Source organism: Nocardia sp. XZ_19_385 (assembly GCF_015355755.1).
In the GTDB taxonomy this organism is placed as follows: domain Bacteria; phylum Actinomycetota; class Actinomycetes; order Mycobacteriales; family Mycobacteriaceae; genus Nocardia.
In genome coordinates this window covers 241,807-259,052 of the sequence record NZ_JACVEE010000005.1, presented here as the reverse complement: position 1 = coordinate 259,052, position 17,246 = coordinate 241,807, and the positions used below count along the sequence as shown (strand labels likewise).

At 63.6% G+C, this 17,246-nt stretch carries 16 protein-coding genes; 6 read left to right on the top strand and 10 right to left on the bottom strand.

Translation table 11 applies throughout. The features are described from left to right. Positions 1 to 47: 47 nt before the first annotated feature. Complete coding sequence (locus IBX22_RS33240) at positions 48 to 620, bottom strand: DUF4822 domain-containing protein (protein ID WP_228539996.1); 573 nt, start codon at positions 618 to 620, stop codon at positions 48 to 50. A gap of 76 nt (positions 621 to 696) precedes the next feature. Beyond that, positions 697 to 2,067 carry a cytochrome P450 gene (locus tag IBX22_RS33235; protein ID WP_194819762.1) on the bottom strand — a complete coding sequence of 457 codons (1,371 nt, stop codon included), beginning with the start codon at positions 2,065 to 2,067 and terminating at the stop codon, positions 697 to 699. A 116-nt stretch (positions 2,068 to 2,183) separates the two neighbouring features. Between IBX22_RS33235 and IBX22_RS38410 the strand changes: the two genes are divergently transcribed. Then, complete coding sequence (locus tag IBX22_RS38410) at positions 2,184 to 4,877, top strand: helix-turn-helix transcriptional regulator (protein WP_194819761.1); 2,694 nt, start codon at positions 2,184 to 2,186, stop codon at positions 4,875 to 4,877. 16 nt (positions 4,878 to 4,893) lie between these two features. On the opposite strand, the gene IBX22_RS33225 is transcribed toward IBX22_RS38410, so the two are convergent. Then, positions 4,894 to 5,268 (bottom strand): DUF4267 domain-containing protein, encoded by a 375-nt coding sequence (locus IBX22_RS33225; protein WP_194819760.1) that lies wholly within the window; start codon positions 5,266 to 5,268, stop codon positions 4,894 to 4,896. Between the two features lie 285 nt (positions 5,269 to 5,553). Between IBX22_RS33225 and IBX22_RS33220 the strand changes: the two genes are divergently transcribed. Next, positions 5,554 to 7,092 carry a sodium:alanine symporter family protein gene (locus tag IBX22_RS33220; RefSeq protein ID WP_194819759.1) on the top strand — a complete coding sequence of 513 codons (1,539 nt, stop codon included), beginning with the start codon at positions 5,554 to 5,556 and terminating at the stop codon, positions 7,090 to 7,092. Positions 7,093 to 7,128: 36 nt separating this feature from the next. Here the strand turns inward: IBX22_RS33220 and IBX22_RS33215 are convergent, their stop codons facing one another. Further along, entirely contained in the window at positions 7,129 to 7,416 is a 288-nt protein-coding gene (locus IBX22_RS33215) for a hypothetical protein (protein WP_194819758.1), read from the bottom strand. An 82-nt stretch (positions 7,417 to 7,498) separates the two neighbouring features. Further along, the gene (locus IBX22_RS38050; protein WP_255526525.1) at positions 7,499 to 7,633 is read right to left on the bottom strand and encodes a hypothetical protein; all 135 of its coding nucleotides are present in this window, start codon (positions 7,631 to 7,633) and stop codon (positions 7,499 to 7,501) included. 417 nt (positions 7,634 to 8,050) lie between these two features. On the opposite strand from IBX22_RS38050, the gene IBX22_RS33210 reads away from it, so the two are divergent. The 3 genes from IBX22_RS33210 (at position 8,051) to IBX22_RS33200 (ending at position 10,106) form a co-directional block, all read left to right on the top strand. Beyond that, positions 8,051 to 8,563: a GNAT family N-acetyltransferase gene (locus IBX22_RS33210; RefSeq protein ID WP_194819757.1), complete on the top strand. Its 513-nt coding sequence runs from the start codon at positions 8,051 to 8,053 to the stop codon at positions 8,561 to 8,563. Positions 8,564 to 8,627: 64 nt separating this feature from the next. After that, positions 8,628 to 9,155 (top strand): GNAT family N-acetyltransferase, encoded by a 528-nt coding sequence (locus tag IBX22_RS33205; RefSeq protein ID WP_194819756.1) that lies wholly within the window; start codon positions 8,628 to 8,630, stop codon positions 9,153 to 9,155. Between the two features lie 108 nt (positions 9,156 to 9,263). Then, on the top strand, positions 9,264 to 10,106 hold the full coding sequence (locus tag IBX22_RS33200; protein ID WP_194819755.1) for a hypothetical protein: 843 nt from the start codon (positions 9,264 to 9,266) through the stop codon (positions 10,104 to 10,106). Between the two features lie 9 nt (positions 10,107 to 10,115). On the opposite strand, the gene IBX22_RS33195 is transcribed toward IBX22_RS33200, so the two are convergent. Genes IBX22_RS33195 through IBX22_RS33180 form a run of 4 tightly spaced genes read right to left on the bottom strand, consistent with a single transcriptional unit; the run spans position 10,116 to position 15,093 of the window. Continuing rightward, entirely contained in the window at positions 10,116 to 11,225 is a 1,110-nt protein-coding gene (locus IBX22_RS33195) for an SCO2521 family protein (protein ID WP_194819754.1), read from the bottom strand. Beyond that, positions 11,215 to 12,345: an SCO2522 family protein gene (locus tag IBX22_RS33190; protein WP_228539995.1), complete on the bottom strand. Its 1,131-nt coding sequence runs from the start codon at positions 12,343 to 12,345 to the stop codon at positions 11,215 to 11,217. Before IBX22_RS33190 ends, IBX22_RS33195 begins: the two co-directional genes overlap by 11 nt. After that, positions 12,342 to 13,250, bottom strand: coding sequence for an SCO2523 family variant P-loop protein (locus IBX22_RS33185; RefSeq protein WP_194819753.1), 909 nt, complete (start codon positions 13,248 to 13,250; stop codon positions 12,342 to 12,344). The genes IBX22_RS33190 and IBX22_RS33185 overlap by 4 nt, the downstream gene beginning before the upstream one ends. 4 nt (positions 13,251 to 13,254) lie before the next feature. Beyond that, positions 13,255 to 15,093, bottom strand: coding sequence for an SCO2524 family protein (locus tag IBX22_RS33180; protein ID WP_309234889.1), 1,839 nt, complete (start codon positions 15,091 to 15,093; stop codon positions 13,255 to 13,257). Between the two features lie 358 nt (positions 15,094 to 15,451). Between IBX22_RS33180 and IBX22_RS33175 the strand changes: the two genes are divergently transcribed. Continuing rightward, entirely contained in the window at positions 15,452 to 16,237 is a 786-nt protein-coding gene (locus tag IBX22_RS33175; protein ID WP_194819752.1) for a hypothetical protein, read from the top strand. On the opposite strand, the gene IBX22_RS33170 is transcribed toward IBX22_RS33175, so the two are convergent. Further along, on the bottom strand, positions 16,238 to 17,224 hold the full coding sequence (locus IBX22_RS33170; protein WP_194819751.1) for an SCO2521 family protein: 987 nt from the start codon (positions 17,222 to 17,224) through the stop codon (positions 16,238 to 16,240). It abuts the gene before it with no gap. Positions 17,225 to 17,246: the final 22 nt, after the last annotated feature.

Sequence of the window (17,246 nt, the reverse complement as noted above, 5' to 3'; positions counted from 1 at the left end):
GCTGCCGAGCGCCTCCACTTTCGCGGAGGGCCCGGCATTCGCCCGACCTACTTGGTCGGCTCCGGATGGGTCGTCGGAGTATGGATGATGTCGTAGTAGACAGCTTTGTCGTCGGGGTTGGGGTAGACGCGGTAGGTGAATTCCTTATCGTTCAGGGTGACGATGTCGACAACGCGGCGGGATTGTTCCTCGCCCGCATCATTTTTCGCGATTATGGTGCGGGTTTTGCCGTCCGGGGACACCGACCAGTCGCCGTGCATCTTGGGGGTGTCGTCCAGGTTGAACATGGTGAAAGTGCCGTCGGATTTGAAGTAGGCGAAGCCGACGTAGTTCTTGACGTTGTCATCGGTCAGTGGCACCTCGGCCCCTTGGGCACCGGTCGCGGAGGTGGTTTCCCATGGGGTGGAGGCCAGTGCTGCTGCGGCGGAACCCGGTACCACCTCCGTTGCAGTCGCAGCGGAAGTCGAGACGGTGCTCGAAGGTGTCATATTGGATGTCGGAACGGTGCTCGAACTCGCACCGTCGTTGTTGTCGCTGCTGCAGGCACCGAGTAATCCGACGGCTGCGGTGGCCACTGCAAGAGCGGTGATCTTCTTCGTCAGCACCCTTTTACCTGTCATTGGACCCACAGTAGTTATTTGACAGCAAACATCGTCGTCGCCTCGCGGCGGAAGTAGGTGCTCATCCGCCGACGACTCAGTTCCGGGAGCGCAACCGCATCCTGAGTCCGGCCGGCTTCAAAGTGACGAGTTCATCAACCTCGAGGTGGTACTTCGGATCCGGCTCCAGATCGAAGGCGTACAGCACGTGTACCAGGGTCAGGACGATCTCGTGGATAGCGAACTGGCGACCGATGCAGGAACGCAATCCGATGCCGAACGGCTTGAACGCGCCCGGCGTACGGTGCGGGGTTGCCTCCGGTGCGAATCGATCCGGATCGAACCGGTCGGCGTCGGGTCCCCACACGCTTTTGTCTCGATGGATGGCAACGAGATTCACATATACCGATTCGCCGCGCCTGATGTCGTAGTCGCCCAGGCGGGTGTCCTGCTTTGGCCGCCGGAAGAACCCGCCCGCAACCGGCCACAATCGGAGGACCTCATCGACGACTCGGCGTAGGAACTGAAGCTTCGCCACCTGCTCGTAGGTGAGGGCCGCCGGGTCACCACCGGCGATTGTGACGACCTCCTGACGCACCCGTTCGACGATGTCCGGGCGGTCCGCCAGCAGGTGGAGGGCGAAAGTCAATGTGCCCGCGCTCGTTTCGTGGCCGGCGATCAAGAAGGTGAGTATCTGGTCCCGCACGACAGTCCGTGACAGCCGTTGCCCGGTCTTCGGGTCCGGCGTTTCCATCATGCGCTGCAGAAGATCAGGGGGCCCGGCGGCTGCGGGCCGGTAACTGTCGATCATGGCATCCGCGATGCGCTGTAGCTCCGCGACGTTGTGCTGGTGGCACCGCAGGGCGAATCGACCGACTGTGGCGTCTACAAAATTGATTGCCACCGGTCGACTGGCATACCGGAGTACATCGAGCATCAATTTCACGACCGGTGGACTCTGCGCGGCGGACGGTTCATCGAGCTTCGTGAAGCTGTGCCCGAATCCCGCACGGGCCATGACTTCCAGCGCCATCGAGTTCATCTCGCCCGCTACATCGACGAGTTCGCGGCTACTTTCCCACTTGCGGATCAGCTCGCCGATCACCTCCACCAGCACCGGGTGATACCCGCGCATCGCCTCGCGAGTGAATCCCGGCATGAGTACACGATGCGCGGCGCCCCACTGCGGATCCTTCGTGGGCGCGACTATTAGCCCGGTCCGTGCCACCGCCCGCAGGAGCCGGATCGGCGGCCCGAACTCCTTCTCCCACAGCAAGTCCGATTGCACCGCGTCGGCGAGGTCCGCGCTGTTCACGATCACCATCCGCGTCGGACCGAAACGCAGCTCGTAGACCGGGCCGACCTGCTCCGAAAGTTTCGCCATCGACTGAACCGGCTTGCGAGGATTGATCGCCAGCACATCACCGAGCACGGGAAGCCTGCCGGAAGGGTGCGGAAGCTCGTTCACAGCGCGATATTTCCCTTCGATCCCACGACACGATACCGACTCCACCAGCGGGCCGCCGGTATCGCGAAGTTCGCCCCTCGCTTGCTGAAACGACGTCGCCCACCTAGGTTGACGCGGTGTTAATTGGTCGAGCCCGCGAAGAACGCCAGATCAGCAAGTTGCTCGAAGATGCTGGCGCGGGCTCGAGTGGTGCTCTGGTGATCGTTGCCGATCCAGGGACAGGGAAGTCAGCGCTGCTCGACCGAGCCGCGAGCATGGTCGACGACACCTGGCGAGTGTTGCGCTGTGCCGGCGTCGAGTGCGAGTCCGAACTGCCTTTCGCCGGGCTGCAACTGCTGACCTCCTCGGCGATCGGCTGCCTCGCCGCGCTGCCGCCAAGGCAAGCCGACGCCCTGCGTGGCGCATTCGGACTGCGCGGTGCCCAGCTCGCCGAGGATCGTTTCCTGGTCGGCCTCGCAACATTGTCGCTCTTGGCCGAATTGTCCACCGCTGGACCGGTTCTGGTGCTGGTGGACGACGCCCAGTGGCTGGATCAGCCCTCGATCGAAGCGTTGTTGTTCACCGCGCGCCGACTCGGGGCCGAAGGGATTGTCGTGTTGTTCGCCGCACGTGCGAACTTCGCGGCACAGGGGTTGCCCGAGCTACGGCTGAGTTCGCTCGATCCGCAAGCGTCGCGAGAACTGTTGGCAGCCGACATGCCCGACCTGTCGCAGGAACTGCGTGACCGGGTTCTGGCAGAGGCGGCTGGCAATCCGCTCGCGCTGCTGGAAATGCCGAAAATGGACCTCGATCTGCTTCCCATCGGCCCGCTGCCGCTGCCGGATCGGCTACGCCGCGGTTACGAGTCCCACATTGCGGACCTGCCCGCCTCGATCCGCACCGCACTGCTCGTGGCGGCGGCGGAGGAGACCGGCGATCTGGCACTGGTGCTGCGGGTTCTTGCCGGACTCGGATTGACCGACGAGGTGCTCGCCGCAGCGGAACCGACCGGCATGCTGACCGTTTCGGAGCAGACGATCACCTTCCGGCATCCACTCCGGCGCGCAGCCATCTACGAATCCGCAACCTTCACCGAGCGCCGCGCCGTACATGCCGCGATCGCCGCCGCCATCACCGGTGATCCCGATCGCCGGGCCTGGCACCTCGCCGGTGCCGCGAGCGGACCGGACGAACACGTCGCCGCCGCGTTGGAGACGACCGCTGAACGTGCGCGGGGCCGAACCGGTTATGCCACTGCCGCTGTCGCATTGGAACGATCGGCGCGGCTCACCCCGGACCCAGCCCAGCGCGTTCGCCGTCTGGTACTCGCAGTCGAGGCCGCCGCGGACGCGGGCCGCCCGGAACGCGCGCTCCGACTGATATCCGAGGCCGAACAGCTGACGGCGGAGCCGATCGCCGCCGCACGGCTGGCCGGTGTGCAGGCCAGGATCGAACTCGAAAACGGTTCGCCGCCGCTCGCCTACGAGTTGCTCTTCGTCGCTGCCGTGCGAGTTGGCGCGGCAGCGCCGGACATGGCGGCGCGAATGCTGGTCGAGGCCGCCCACATTGCCTGGACCGCAGGTGATCTGGCCCGGGTCACGCAGGCGCGAACGCGACTGGTCGAAATAGCCACCGACCCAACGCATGCCGCGATGATCGACGGCCCACTCCAATTGCACTCACCGGCGCCCGCGGCCGGCGTTCAGCTGATTCGTGCGAATGTCGCGCACATCAAGTCGGTGCCTGACGCGGCGCCGGCCATGCGCTTCAAGCTGGCAGTCCAGTCGTTTATCGCCAGCGACCTCGTCGATGCGCGAGAACTCTTGGCGGCCTTGGTGATCGAATGCCGGGAGCGCGGAATGATCGGCTGGCTACCTATTGTCAGCTGCGGCCTCGGGATGACGCAGGTACTGCTCGGCGAGTTCCATGAGGCGGAGCTGGCGCTGAGCGACGCGCTGCGGATCGCCGAGGATATCGGCCAACCGGGCCCGATCGGCCAAGCCCAGTCCATCCTGTCCATCCTCGCTGCCATCCGAGGCGACGAGCAAGACTGCAGGGACTTCGCCGAACATGCTCTGCGGCAGGCGAATCGCGGCTTCAACACGGCGGCGGCCGCACGCGGCAGCTGGGCATTGGCGCTGCTGGATCTGGGGTATGGCCGGCACGAGGAGGCGCTGGATCGAATGGAGGCGATCTATCGGAGCCCGAATCAAGCTCTCGGCCAATGGATTCACCTGATGAGCGACAGCGTGGAAGCCGCGGTGCGGCTACGCAGCCCACAGCGTGCCCGAGAACCGATGGCAGTGCTCGAACGCTGGGCGACGGCCACCGGATCGACATGGGTGCAAGCACACCTTCTGCGGTGTCAGGCCATGCTGGCCGATGACGGCGAGCTGTTCGCTCAGGCGCTGAAAGTCGCTGCTGCCGAACATCATTGGTTCGATCAAGCACGAACCGGACTGCTCTACGGCGAATTCTTGCGCCGCGAACGGCAGCTGACCGAGGCACGCTCGCAATTGCGAACGGCATTGGAAATATTCGAGCGACTTCGTGCCCACCCCTGGGCTGAACGCGCACGCAACGAGCTGCGCGCGGCGGGTGTGAGCACAATCAGCAGCGGTACCGGCGAACGAACCAGGCCGGATCTGGCCGCCCTACTCACTTCCCAAGAGTTCCAGGTGGTTCGGCTGGCGGCCGCCGGTGCGACGAACAGGGAGATCGGCGCCCAGCTGTTCCTGAGCCCCAAAACCGTTGGCAACCACCTCTATCGCGCCTACCCGAAACTCGGCGTTAACAGTCGAGTCGAGCTGGCGCGCCTCCCATTGGAATAATCCGGCCTTCTGAACATCAGGCAGCGAGTAGCAGAGCGGCACTGATCAAAACGACCACCGCGGTCGCGAAGTGAATACCGAAGGCGACGGCCTTTGTCCCACCATTGCGTAGCACGATGACGGTGTCACCCAGCGGTGTGAGGGCAACGGCCAGCATGGCCAGGCCCGCGGGATGTGCTCCGGCGAAAGCGAGCACGGCAAGTCCGATGACGCCCGAGGTGATATCGCGCAGGCCCTTGACGGTCAAGAAGGCGCCGGCGTCACCGGCTGAGCTCGCGGGTACGCCGAATGCCGAGGCAGCGGCATCGGGCACCAAGAAAAACCGGAGTCCGATGAAAATGATCAGCAGGTCCAGCAGGACAGCGAGACCAACAGCGATGGGGGTGAGCATGGTTCTCCTTGTTCATGGTGGCAGCGAAAAGCAGCGTATGAACAGACGGCTCACGGCGGTATGAGGCGATCGCCTCTATTTGGGCTTGCACCACGCGGCGCTCAGCCGAGGGACGCTCCGGCGTCGTAACCGCACCGGCCCAGGCGTGGCCACCGCCGAAATTCTGCCGCCGCATGCCCCGCTGAGCCGCATCTATTACACCGTCGACAGCAGTCGGTAACAAGGCGTAACAATCCCCGTGCAAGGATCTCCGGCGATAGGTGATCCCTTGAATGGAGTTTGTTAGTGAGCGCGTTTCTCGATACGGCCAACAGCTATATCTGGAGCAAAGGCCTGATCTACCTGTGTCTGGCCACCGGAGTGTATTTCTCCATCCGGACCAGGTTCGTCCAGATCCGGCAGGTCCCGGAGATGATCCGGTTGATGCTGAACGGCGAGAAGTCCGCCGCGGGGGTGTCCTCGTTCCAGGCGCTGGCGATGTCGCTGTCCGGCCGGATCGGCACCGGCAACATCGCGGGTGTCGCCACGGCGATCGCCTTCGGTGGGCCGGGTGCGCTGTTCTGGATGTGGGTGATGGCGTTCCTGGGTGCTTCCACCTCGTTCGTCGAGTGCACCCTCGGTCAGATCTACAAGACCAAGGATCGGCAGACCGGTGAATACCGCGGTGGGCCCGCGTACTACTTCAGCCGGGCCATGGCGCACACCCGCGCCGCTTCGGCGTTCAAGGTTTACGGCATCATTTTCGCGGCGGTCACCATTCTCGCCTGCGGTGTGCTGATGCCCAGTGTGCAATCCAACTCGATGGCCTCGGCCATGCAATCGGCGTGGGGTCTGCCGGAGTGGGGCGTAGCCGTCGGCATCATCATCGTGCTGGCGTTCGTGATCATCGGCGGCGTCAAGCGCATCGCGGCGTTCGCGGGCGTGGTGGTGCCGTTCATGGCGGTCGGCTATATCGCGGTCTCGCTCGTTATCGTCGTCGCCAACGCCTCGGCCATTCCGGGCGTGCTGAGCATGGTGTTCGCGAGTGCATTCGGCGTGCATTCGGCCTTCGGCGCGATCATCGGCTCGGCGGTCATGTGGGGCGTCAAGCGCGGCGTCTACTCCAATGAGGCCGGGCAGGGCACCGGACCGCATTCCGCTGCCGCGGCCGAGGTGTCCCATCCGGCCAAGCAGGGCTTGGTTCAGGCTTTCGCGGTCTACATCGACACCCTGTTCGTCTGCAGCGCGACCGGCTTCTTGATCCTGTCCACCGGCGCTTACCGGGTGTTCGACGGTGAGTCCGCCACCGGCGCGCTGCGCGCTGACGGCGGCGCGCTGCCGTCGGATGTCGCGGTCGGCCCCGGCTACGCCCAGGCGGGTTTCGACACCCTGTGGAGTGGCGCCGGCTCCAGCTTCGTCGCGATCTCGCTGGCTTTCTTCTGCCTGACCACGATCATCGCCTACTACTACATGGCCGAAACCAATCTGCGGTTCCTGCTCGGCAAATTCGCGCCCAGACCGGTCCCGTTCCTGCGCGGCACCGTCGGCTCGAACAGCACCATGGTGCTGCAGGCGCTGATTCTGATCTCGGTCGCGGTGGGCGCGGTCTCCACCGCAAAAGACGCGTGGGCGCTGGGCGACATCGGCGTCGGCCTGATGGCCTGGCTCAACATCATCGGCATCATCGTGCTCCAGCGACCGGCCTACAAGGCGCTGCGGGACTATGAACGTCAGCAGAAATCCGGTCTGGATCCGGTGTTCGACCCGCGCGCGCTCGATATCACCGGCGCCACCTTCTGGGAGACCTACAAACCTGCCAAGGAACGCGAGCACGCCACGACCTGAGGTTCCTTCCCGAGCGGTTCCACGCCTCGTCCCGGCTCATACCTCGCGGTACTGCTCGGCGCGGTGCGAGAGCCGCTCGGTGAAGGTCTCGGTCCAGGCCGAATCCGGCTCCTCGACACCCTGCACGCCCTTCCGCGGGGCCGTGATCGGCGTGCGATGCCCGCCGGTGAGGTTCTTACCGGGCCGCGCTTGCGCCGCCATCAGTCGAACACCCCAGCAAAGGTATGCCTCCAAGGTCATGCCCGCGCACTCGGCCGCGTCGGCCAGGCTGTGCCACTGGTCGTCGTCCATGGACACCGTCACCGTGATATCCCTGGCTGCCATACCCGGCCACGGTAGTCCCACTTGTCACACCCCATACCGAAGTTGCGGCAATCACTGCCGAGTGGCGGGCCAAGACCTCGGTTCAGATCTTGTCGTCGCCTTCATTGGCCGACGGGTTGCCGGTCGACAGCGAGGTGTCCCGGTTACCGGATAGTTTCCGCTTCAGCAGGACCACAGCAACGATCACTACCAGGCAGATGATCACGAGTAGTTCCATAACCACGCAGTACCCAGCGGACGTCCGGCTATTCACGATCACCGTTTCCGCGCGAACTCATCGCCCGCCAGGCCTTGGACGCGCTGGCCGCACCCCGGTGTCCTCGGTTGCCCAGCCCGTGCTCGAACGGCTGGATGCGGAATTGTCCGAACCGATGCCCCGGGGAGGCCGGGGTGACCAGCCCAGGCGATGCGGGGTGCCGCTGACACGATCACTTTGTCCAGCAACGACATTCGGCAATGTGAAAGCCGATGTGCTGGAACGATTCTCAATTCGACGTTTGAGGCCCTGAACCGATCGCGGAGATCGGGTAGATTGATAGTCAGTCGCCCGCCTGTCGTTGGTCTCGCAGTATTGCTCCAGGGCGACTTTCTACGCTCGATCTCAAAGGACTTGTGTACGAACGCAAGGGAACAGATGACCAGCACCCCAACGGACGTTCGGTCTGCAGCCTGCTATCGCGAGCCGACGCGGGCCGATCTGCCTGACATCCAGTTAATTGATGCGGCGGCATTCCCTGACCGCTATCCATTCTTCGTACTCCGCCAGCTCCTCGACGCACACAGTCGCCGCAGTGTCGTCGCCGTCGAACCCGGCCCGGACTATGAGGACAAGGTGGTGGGCTATGCACTGACCATCGGGGAAGGGCCGCGGGCATGGCTGATCAGCCTGGCTGTGTCCCCGGACCGGCGGGGATACGGCTACGGGCGGGGACTCCTCCAACGCAGTATCGAGCTATGCCGCGAGCGGGTGGGGGTGGATGAGGTCCTGCTGACCGTCGACCCGAAAAATAAACCTGCTTACGAACTGTTCCAAAGTTTCGGATTCATGCTCCGCGAACACGACGAGCGGTACTTCGGCGACGACGAGCCCCGCGATGTCCTGGCCTATGATCTGTCCAGGCCGGTCACCCGCGTCCCCCGATTCTGAACCCTGTTTCGCACCAACGCTTTACGCTGGAAGAAGACTCACATCGGGGAGACAGAGGTGAGCTTTGGATATCGGGCCGGGGCCGGGGGTGGTGTTCCGAGGCGCGCGGTCCGATGATCTGGCGGCGATCATTGATCTGGAGCACGAGCTGTTCGGGCACGACGCATACCCGTACTGGGTGTTGCGCCAGCTGTTCGACCTCAATGGATCCCACTGGGTAGTCGCCGAACAGAGCGGCGCGATCTTCGGCTATGCCGTTGTCGGCATCGGAGTCGCCCCGCGTCACCGTTGCTGGGTGATGACGCTGGCGATCTCGAAATCCCATCAGGGCTACGGCTTTGGCCGCGACTTGCTCGAACGAGCGGTGGCGAACTGCCGCGCGGCGCTTGCCGATACCGTCTATCTCACCGTCCGCCCCTCCGACCCGATCGCCAAAAGCCTGTACACGGCTTGCGATTTCCGGCACCTGCGGCACGAGGACCAGTACTTCGGCGCAGGGGAGCCCCGCGATGTCCTAGTCCGCGAACTCCGCCCCGCCGCGAAGTCGGAGAGCGCCGATCCCCGGTGGACGAAACGATCCTCCGGTCAGTAGCTGAAATACATTGCTATGGTGGGTATCACATCGGCAGTCTCGATGTACGCAACACCTGGGGGAACTACCATGATCGAATCCCAAGAACACGCAGTGTCATCACGAGCCGTGGATTCGATGTCAGATCTGATCAAGCGACACTGCGAAAAGTCGTATGCACCCGATGTCGGACGGTACCTCGATAAGGTCAACACGAGTTCGGTGCATCCCGACGAAAAGCTGCTGTTGGACAGCTTGAACACGCATGTGGAAATTCTGATCGACGAGTACGAGAAGGCGCGCATTCCAGTTGTAGGCGACCATACGGTTTTCGAAGGTCTGTACCGATCCGCCGCGAAAGAACTGGACAATGGCTCCGAACCCGACCTGCCGATCATCGAAGAACTGAAACCGCAGTTGAGTGCCCTGCTCGCCGCCGAGGTGGAATTGCGTGGTCCGCGGCGCCTGAGCCGGACCCAAAGCGCCCGGCTGGCCGGCGTCTACGAGCTACTCGGTCAGGCGCTGCAATCGATGGGATTGGCCGCCCATGCGGCTCTCGCCTTTCTGCGCGGGACCGAATTGCATCGGCTGAACGAAGACTTCTCCGGCCAAGACCAGTGCGGATTGGCCTTGGCCAGGGCCCGGCGAAACGCCGTCTTCCCGAAGTGGCGGCGAGTACCGGGTTGGCTGTCGGATCTATTGTGCGGCTACGGCTTCCGGCCGTTCCGCCTGCTCGGCTGGATGGCCGCGCTGCTGCTGATATTCGCTGTGGCACTGTGCACGACAACGGCGCTGGCGGTGAGTACGGCGGTGCACCTGACGCTGGTCAACTTCCTCAACCCGATCGGCAGGAGCGATCTGCACGACGTGAATACGATCGGGCGGGTCCTGCTGATCATCGAGTCCTACACCGGAATCGTCCTGATCTCCGTGTTCTTCGCCCTGCTGGTGCGTCGCTGGTTCCGGCTCTGATCAGCCGGCCTACGCCGGCCCGATCACGTTGTCTCGCAGGCTCTCGTACAGCGCCAGGGACATCCGGTCGCGCAACTGGCCGACCACCGCTTGCCACTCCCTGGTAAATCCCGGGTTCTCCTGCAGGTCATCCCACAGGTCACTCAGGTCTGCTGGGGTGTGCGCGCCCGGCATCCACAAGTGCACGAGCTGGGTGAGCATCGGGGCAATTATGTCGATGCGCTGCCGGCTGTCCTTCGCGAAGAGATCGGTGTCGGCCAGCGCCGCGGATCCGAGAGTCAACAGCCAATCGTGCACACCGAGGTCCTCACAGAACCGCGGCACCCGCGCGAGTTCGGCTTCATTGCGCGCCGAAATCATCACCGTACGAATCCGATCCGCGCCAAGTTTGAATATCAACCGTGGCTGATCCGCATGTCCTATCCGCGCTGCCCAGCGTAACCGGGTGGCACGCGTGCGCAGGATTGCAGATTGATCGAGCTGCTGGTCCATCCTGATACGACCGAGCAGCCGATCGCAGATCGCCTTCATATCCAGCGATTTCGGCAGCGACTTATTGGACAGGAAACCTTCGACCAGATCGTCCGACGTCGTGGCGGTTATCTTGGAAACCACCTCCAGCACCCCGTCTCGATCCATGTAGTGCCCCCAGGGGTGCCGTTTGTCGCTCGCGGCCCGAACCACGCGGGTCTGCGCGGAACTCTGCAGTATTCGCCCGCCATAGACCACCGCGCGAATCGCCACGGTCCCAATTGCGCGCATCTCCGCTTTCCTCGGCGTAACCAGAACACAGTCCACACCTTCAGTGATATCCGGCGAGGTCGCGAGCGGGATCGGCCGTTCCCGCCAGGCGACCCCATACTCGTCAGACATCTGCCCGAACAGTTCGGTGATCGAATCGCGGTACATAGCACTGGAATTAGGTAACAGGCAGGTGACTACCTCACCGAACTCGATGAGCGGCCCCTCTGGAGCAGGGGTACGCGGCTGCTTGCCGGCGCTGCGGGCAAGCAGCCGGACCTGCCTGGCACGGCGCTGTTCACGCGTTGCTCGACTCGCCCGGTCTACGGAAATCGGGCGGGAGATCGGAATGTGCGGCGGCGGCACCTCAGGATTCACTCACCATGCAGTGTTTCATCCGTTCCGTCACCGCACGAGGCACGACCACGCCCTCGCTCTTACCACGCTCGACGATCTGATCGATGACGGCGGCATCGAGCCTGACATGTTCGAGGATCAACTGCACCGCACTCTCGATACGCAGGTATCGCAGCGGCAGCACCGAAAACGAGTGATAGGCCGCGAATGGCTTGGCTCGCGGGTTGAGTTGGAGCACGGCGGGCATATCCCACCAGTCGCTCCACTCCTCGGGCCAGACCTTCAACGCCGGCGCTGCGCTTCCCGGGCGGCTGGGCCGCAGCTCGGGCTGCCAACGGAACGGCTCGACTACCGCCCCACCCTGAAAACGCAGCATTCCCAGGCGAAGCAACTGCCAGATCGAAGCCAGATACGGGCACGACCACGAGATCGGGTCGCTGGGTGGCGTGGCTCCCTTCTTCGGTGACGCTTTGCTCCACATCTCGACATCGAGGACGATCGAATGCTCATTACGGCCGAGTTCTTCTGCCGGTTGATAGTCCAGCCCATGCAACGCCTGCCCCGACACGTGCTCGGATTCGCGTCGTCCGTTGCACAACCACCCGGATTCCGCGGCCGGTGGCCGGCGCCCGTTCATACCTCGCAACGGCTGATGCACGATCCGCTTGCGTACCATCTCCGCGAGATAGATTCGCGGGGTGCCCTTTTCCGTGGGCGGAACCTGCCAGCAGCCGGCCTCACGCGCGAGGTAGTCGATGGAGAGCCCGAATTCTTCGGCTGCGGCGAGCAACTTGGGAACGATGACATTCGGAGCGGTTCGCTCCAGCAGCCTCGAGCCGCTGAGCCGGAAGTAATCATCGATCAGGAAGCAGGTGCTGACCCGCGCGTCGTCGCCGTACTTCGCCTGGGCGATCTTGATATGCGCTTCGACGATCAACGCGACTTCGCGGAATTGAGCTCGGATCCGATCGATACCATTGGCGAGATCGCGCATATAGAAGTGACCAACCTCGATCGAGACATGCGAGAGTGGCAGCTCGGAGATCCGCGGATGCTCAGTCGCCTCGAAATAGCCTGTAACGGTTTCCACAGGATTCGAACCCCCTTTCCAGGAAGATGTTCCGCCGATCGTCCGAGTCATATCTTCGCCCAGGCCCTGGGATCGATCAGTTGGTCAGCGAGCCGCGTGAAAGCATCGACGATGGCCGGGCTGGCAATCTGCCTGCGCACATCGACATCGAGAACCACCTGCTCGCGCCACTGCAGCATCGGCTCCACCGGCGTCTCACCGAGAACGTCGGCGCCGATCTTTGTCGAGGACAGTCGCTTCAGTTGCACGTCCTGCTCGTGTAACCATGCGGCCTGCGCGCCGGTTCCACTTTTGATGGAACTCGGATCGGGTACCGCTGTGCGCACGAATCGGAGATTGTCGAGCAGTCTGTCTTTATCGTGCCCGACCTCCTTGCCACTGGTCAGCAATCCATACTGGCCGTGGACCAGGCCGTTGGCAGCCAGGATATGTTGGCGGGTCCAGCGATAAAATACAAGCCAGCGCACCGTACGGGCGAGCAGTTGTGACCGTGCGGTAGCCCGCAGCGCCAACTCCATCGCCATCGAACGGCCCGCGCTGAGATCGACTATGCAGACGCCGAATTCATGATCGACCTCCAGCAGCAATTGCACGCAACGATCGACCATGTCGTTGTCGACCGCTTTCAGCTCCGCCCCGCCCTCGTCCCCCGGAAACAGGATGAGGTCGCCGGCCTTTCCGCGTGTCTTCTTCAATTCCGCGCGGTCCGTCCGTACCCGCACATCCACCTGCCGGATACTGGTCGCATCACCCAGTAAATAGGAATGCACGCCCTGGTTCTCGGAAACGCCCTGCCCTACCTCGCCGATTTCGAACAGGGCCCCTGCGGTCGGGGAACCGAAATCGAAATCGAGGTAGGCGACGCTCCGCCCTTGGACAGACAGCCGATATCCGATGTTGCAACTGGTCACCGAGCGGCCGGTGCCACCTTTGTCGGAAGTCGCGAATACGATCATGCGCTCACCCGCTCCTTGCCGCGTCCCGGCGTCCGGTAGCGACTTTGTCCAGCTCACGCAGCGCATCGATCGCACGAACAATGGCGGTCGCGGCATCCTCGCGAATTTGCCCCTCGCCCTGGTCGATATGCTCTTCCACGTGCTCGAGCGCGTCCGGAACATTGTCGGCGCTCACATTGAGCATTTCCTGGTGGTACCGGTGCTCGGCGGTGTTCACCAGCAGCCTCGCTACCGTTTGCAGTTCCGGCCAGTTCGGTGCCGACTCGCGGAAAGTCCGTTCCGCGGCAACCAAGCATTCGATGACCCGTTCGGTCATGTACCAGGAAGGCTGGCCGACTCGATCGGCTTCGTCCGAGCTGAATATTCCGGCCGGGTCGTCCCACAGTCCCCTCGCCGGGCCGGTGTGGATGCGGCGCGCCGCCAGATGGTCCATGGTGAGCTTCGCCAGTTCCAGCAATTTGGCTCGAGCGGTAATGTTGTTCGACAGCCGTGCCGCCTGGAGCATGCGCTTGAGCAGCACCGCCGCGAAATCGGAGGCCTCCCACTGCAGGATCGGGCCGTTGTCGACCCGCTCGGTGCCTTTCAAAGTCAGCCGGACACCGGGGGTATGCAGTGCGATGGCAGGGTCGCCGCTCAACGGCCTGCGAATAATCCGACCGCGGCCGGCCAACTCATCGAAGATGGCGACCGCCCTGGTCAGGTCATCATCAGAAGCGGTGCCCGCCACCAGATCCTGAATGAGCACGGCGGAAACGATGAGACTGAAGTAGTCGGATTGCTCACCATCGGTCGTACGCCACGGAATGTCTTCCAACGGCCAAGCGCCAGAACCGAATCGGGCGACTGTGGACCAATAGGTCTGGGTCAATTCCCAGCGAGTTCGAAGCGCCTGCGCGAGCCGGTGTTGCTTCTCATCGAGCAGCGCCAATTCGCCGGTGCGCTGGGACATCAAGTCGTTGATACCGTCGAGGGCGATTACCGTAAAGTACAAGTAGGGTCGCGGATCAGCGATGCCGGGCTTGTGCGCTATCGATTCCTCGATGAAATCGACAGGCGCCGCGCCGCGGACCGTCCCCCAACTCCAACCACACTCGAAGAGCATATTCTCGTCGTCCAAGGCCTCGACGGTGACATCATCGAGCTTGATATCACTACGCAACCGAGAGCGAACATGCTCAAGGCTGCGCGCGATACCCGAGACCACCATCTTCTCGGGCTCGCCGGTCCGGTTCAGCATGCCGATCATCACCTGTCCCTCAGGGGATTTCGGCGAAACCTTTTTCACGATGAAGCTACGCATCAACCCGGTCATCGCCGCGGTCAGCCGGGCGCTGAGTCCATTGGTGATGGATTTGATTCGTTGTCTGGTGCTCTCGGATTTCACACCGATCTCATAGGCACGCACGAATCGCAGACCGGACATACACAGCGTCAGTGACATCGAATAGGCGTCGACCACCTCGATCTCGCGCTGCGCCTTGGTCGGCTCCTTGGCCGGATCGCCGGAGCTCAGATACGAACCTGCCGAGAAATCCGGCTGGCCGTCTTCTCGCGTGTTCTGACGGAGATACCGTTCGAGCAGCGACACCACCGCGCTCGGAATCGGTTCCTCGATGCCGAGTGGCGCTAGCGCCGCGCCGACATCACCCTCGATTCGAGCCGGATTTGCCAGCGCGAAGCTGTTGATCTCGGTAGCCGGATAGAGCAGGCACAGCAACTGCTCGGAGTCACTGATAGAGTTGCGGTCGACGATGCCGTCCCAACTCCACTCGTGGCCGTCCCAGCACGTGGACATCATGGCACTCCAGATGTCCAGAATCTGTTGCCTCGGTTGGATTCTCACGCCGCCGTCCTCCGCCCTTCGTCACCAGGCCGCACGGAACCACTATCCAAACACGACAGCGGTGACGTGCCGAACTTACCACGCACCTTGTTGGTACGCGGCACTCCGAGAATTCCGTTCTAACCCTGCAACGATCCAGCCAAAGACGGCGGCGCGCAACACATTTCCGGCCGCTCAGGCAATCGGACCATCGGGTTTGGTGCTGGTCTTCCGCAATGATCCACGGCCGAGCGCCGATCAGGATAACAGCAACGGCTGCCACTCGCGAAAGCGGTTACTCTGGAGTCTGATTGCCAGTGTGCGACAGGGGGGCGATCGCATGCATGGGGATGATCCGCGGACATGGCGACTGAATTCGGTGATCGACGACATCAGCAATCGAGCACTCCGCTACACCCAGCAGCTCGACAGCGCCGCGGCTACGGAATCTGCCGCGCTGGCCGAGCTGGCCACCCATATCGAGATGCTGGTCGACCGACCTGATCTCCTCGCCTTGGAGCGGCAGAGCAACAAGCTGAGGTTCGGCGCGCTGTATGAGCGGGCGCCGAATGCGATGCCGGGCGAGGAGGCTTGGCGTGCGCCGCTGGTGGCCGGGCTGATCGCCGCCGAGGTCGAGCTCCGTGGCCCACTGCGGCTGAGCCCGGCGCAGAACATGCTGCTCGCTATCCAGTTCGAGACCTTGGCCGGCGAGCTGGCGCGCTGCGGGCTGCCCGCTCACGCCGCGCTGGCCTGGCATCATGCCTTCGAGTTACACCGTCTCACAAAGGATTTCGATGCGCAGGACCGGTGCGGACTCGCGCTGGCCAGGGCCCGCCGGCGCGCCGCCCCGCTGGGCTGGCGCCGAGCCCTGGGTATGGCATCAGATCTGTTGTGCGGCTATGGATATCGTCCCTTCTGGTTACTCGGTTGGGTGGTGGTCCAAATCGTGGTGTGTACCGCGCTCGGGCTGCTCTGGGCGGGCGACAAGACCTGGACCGAGGTGCTCTATCTGGGCGGCGTCACGTTTCTCGGCCCCCTTGGTCCGGCAAGTGCCGACGGTATGGACCCGCAGGCGCGGGTGCTGTTCGCAGTGGAGGCGTGGCTGGGCGTGGTCTCGATGTCGGTCTTCTTCGCACTGCTCGTCCGGCGGTGGTTCCGGCTGTAATCACCAGTCACCGGCCGAAATCGCGCCGCGGACAGCGTGGTACGTCGCCACCTCGATTCGGCGTTCCACTTGTTCGACACGAGTCGTCCACTGCTTGGTGAAGTTGGCCTCCGCCTGGAGGTCCCGCCACTGCGACCGCATGGTGCTGGGTACGTGCGCACCCGGCATCCACAGGTGGGCCAGATGTTCGAGAATCGGGGCCAGCACGGCGACCTGCTGGCCGTGACTGAGCCCTTCTGCCGCAAGCACTTTCGCGTCGATCACCGTCAGCAGCCAGTCGTGCACCGCGACGTCCTGGCAGAACCGCAGCGCGTCGGGGATCTCGTCGGGAGCCCGCACGATGACGTTCGCGGTCCGGGTCAGCTCTTCCTCGACGCGAAAGGACACAGCCGGTCCCGCGTTGCCGCCGATCTGCGCTGTCCAGCGCAGCCGCGTGGTGGGAGCCCGCAACGGTGGACGCTGGTCCAGCTGTGGCGAACGATGCAGGTCGCCCAGTTGGCGGGCGCAGACCGAGGAAAGGTCCAGCGTCGTTGGGCTCGGGGCGGTGCGGTAGCCGGCGATCAATTCCTGGTCGGCATCCGGGGGGATGGGGAGTTTGCCGATCACCTCTGTCACCCCGATCTGACTGGTGTAGTGCGACCAGGGCTGGCGTTTCCGCTGTGGGGCCCGCACCACAGTGGTGTGCGAGGACATCTGCGACAACCGGCCACCCACCAGGACCGCCGTCGAGGCCACCGTCCCGACAATTCGCACCGAGTCGGTCGAACCCCACGCCAGATGGCAGTCGACGCCGATCGCCTTGGACGGCGAAAAGGCCAGGGGGCCTGGACGTTCGCGGCGGCGCACTGAGGCGCCGGGCACCAGGGCCAGCAGTTCGTCTGTGGCCTCGCCGTCCAGCGCCGTCGAATGTGGCAGTAGGCAGGTGCGAATCTCGCCGAGTACCACCAGCGGTCGCAGTGCCGTGCGACGCGGCGGCGGATCAGACACCGGCTGGTCATTTCTCGTCAAC

Coding starts and splice junctions, on each gene's coding strand:
- IBX22_RS33240 (WP_228539996.1), bottom strand. CDS start 620: ATGACAGGTAAAAGGGTGCTGACGAAGAAGATCACCGCTCTTGCAGTG.
- IBX22_RS33215 (WP_194819758.1), bottom strand. CDS start 7,416: ATGGCAGCCAGGGATATCACGGTGACGGTGTCCATGGACGACGACCAG.
- IBX22_RS33185 (WP_194819753.1), bottom strand. CDS start 13,250: ATGATCGTATTCGCGACTTCCGACAAAGGTGGCACCGGCCGCTCGGTG.
- IBX22_RS38050 (WP_255526525.1), bottom strand. CDS start 7,633: ATGGAACTACTCGTGATCATCTGCCTGGTAGTGATCGTTGCTGTGGTC.
- IBX22_RS33190 (WP_228539995.1), bottom strand. CDS start 12,345: ATGACTCGGACGATCGGCGGAACATCTTCCTGGAAAGGGGGTTCGAAT.
- IBX22_RS33225 (WP_194819760.1), bottom strand. CDS start 5,268: ATGCTCACCCCCATCGCTGTTGGTCTCGCTGTCCTGCTGGACCTGCTG.
- IBX22_RS33210 (WP_194819757.1), top strand. CDS start 8,051: ATGACCAGCACCCCAACGGACGTTCGGTCTGCAGCCTGCTATCGCGAG.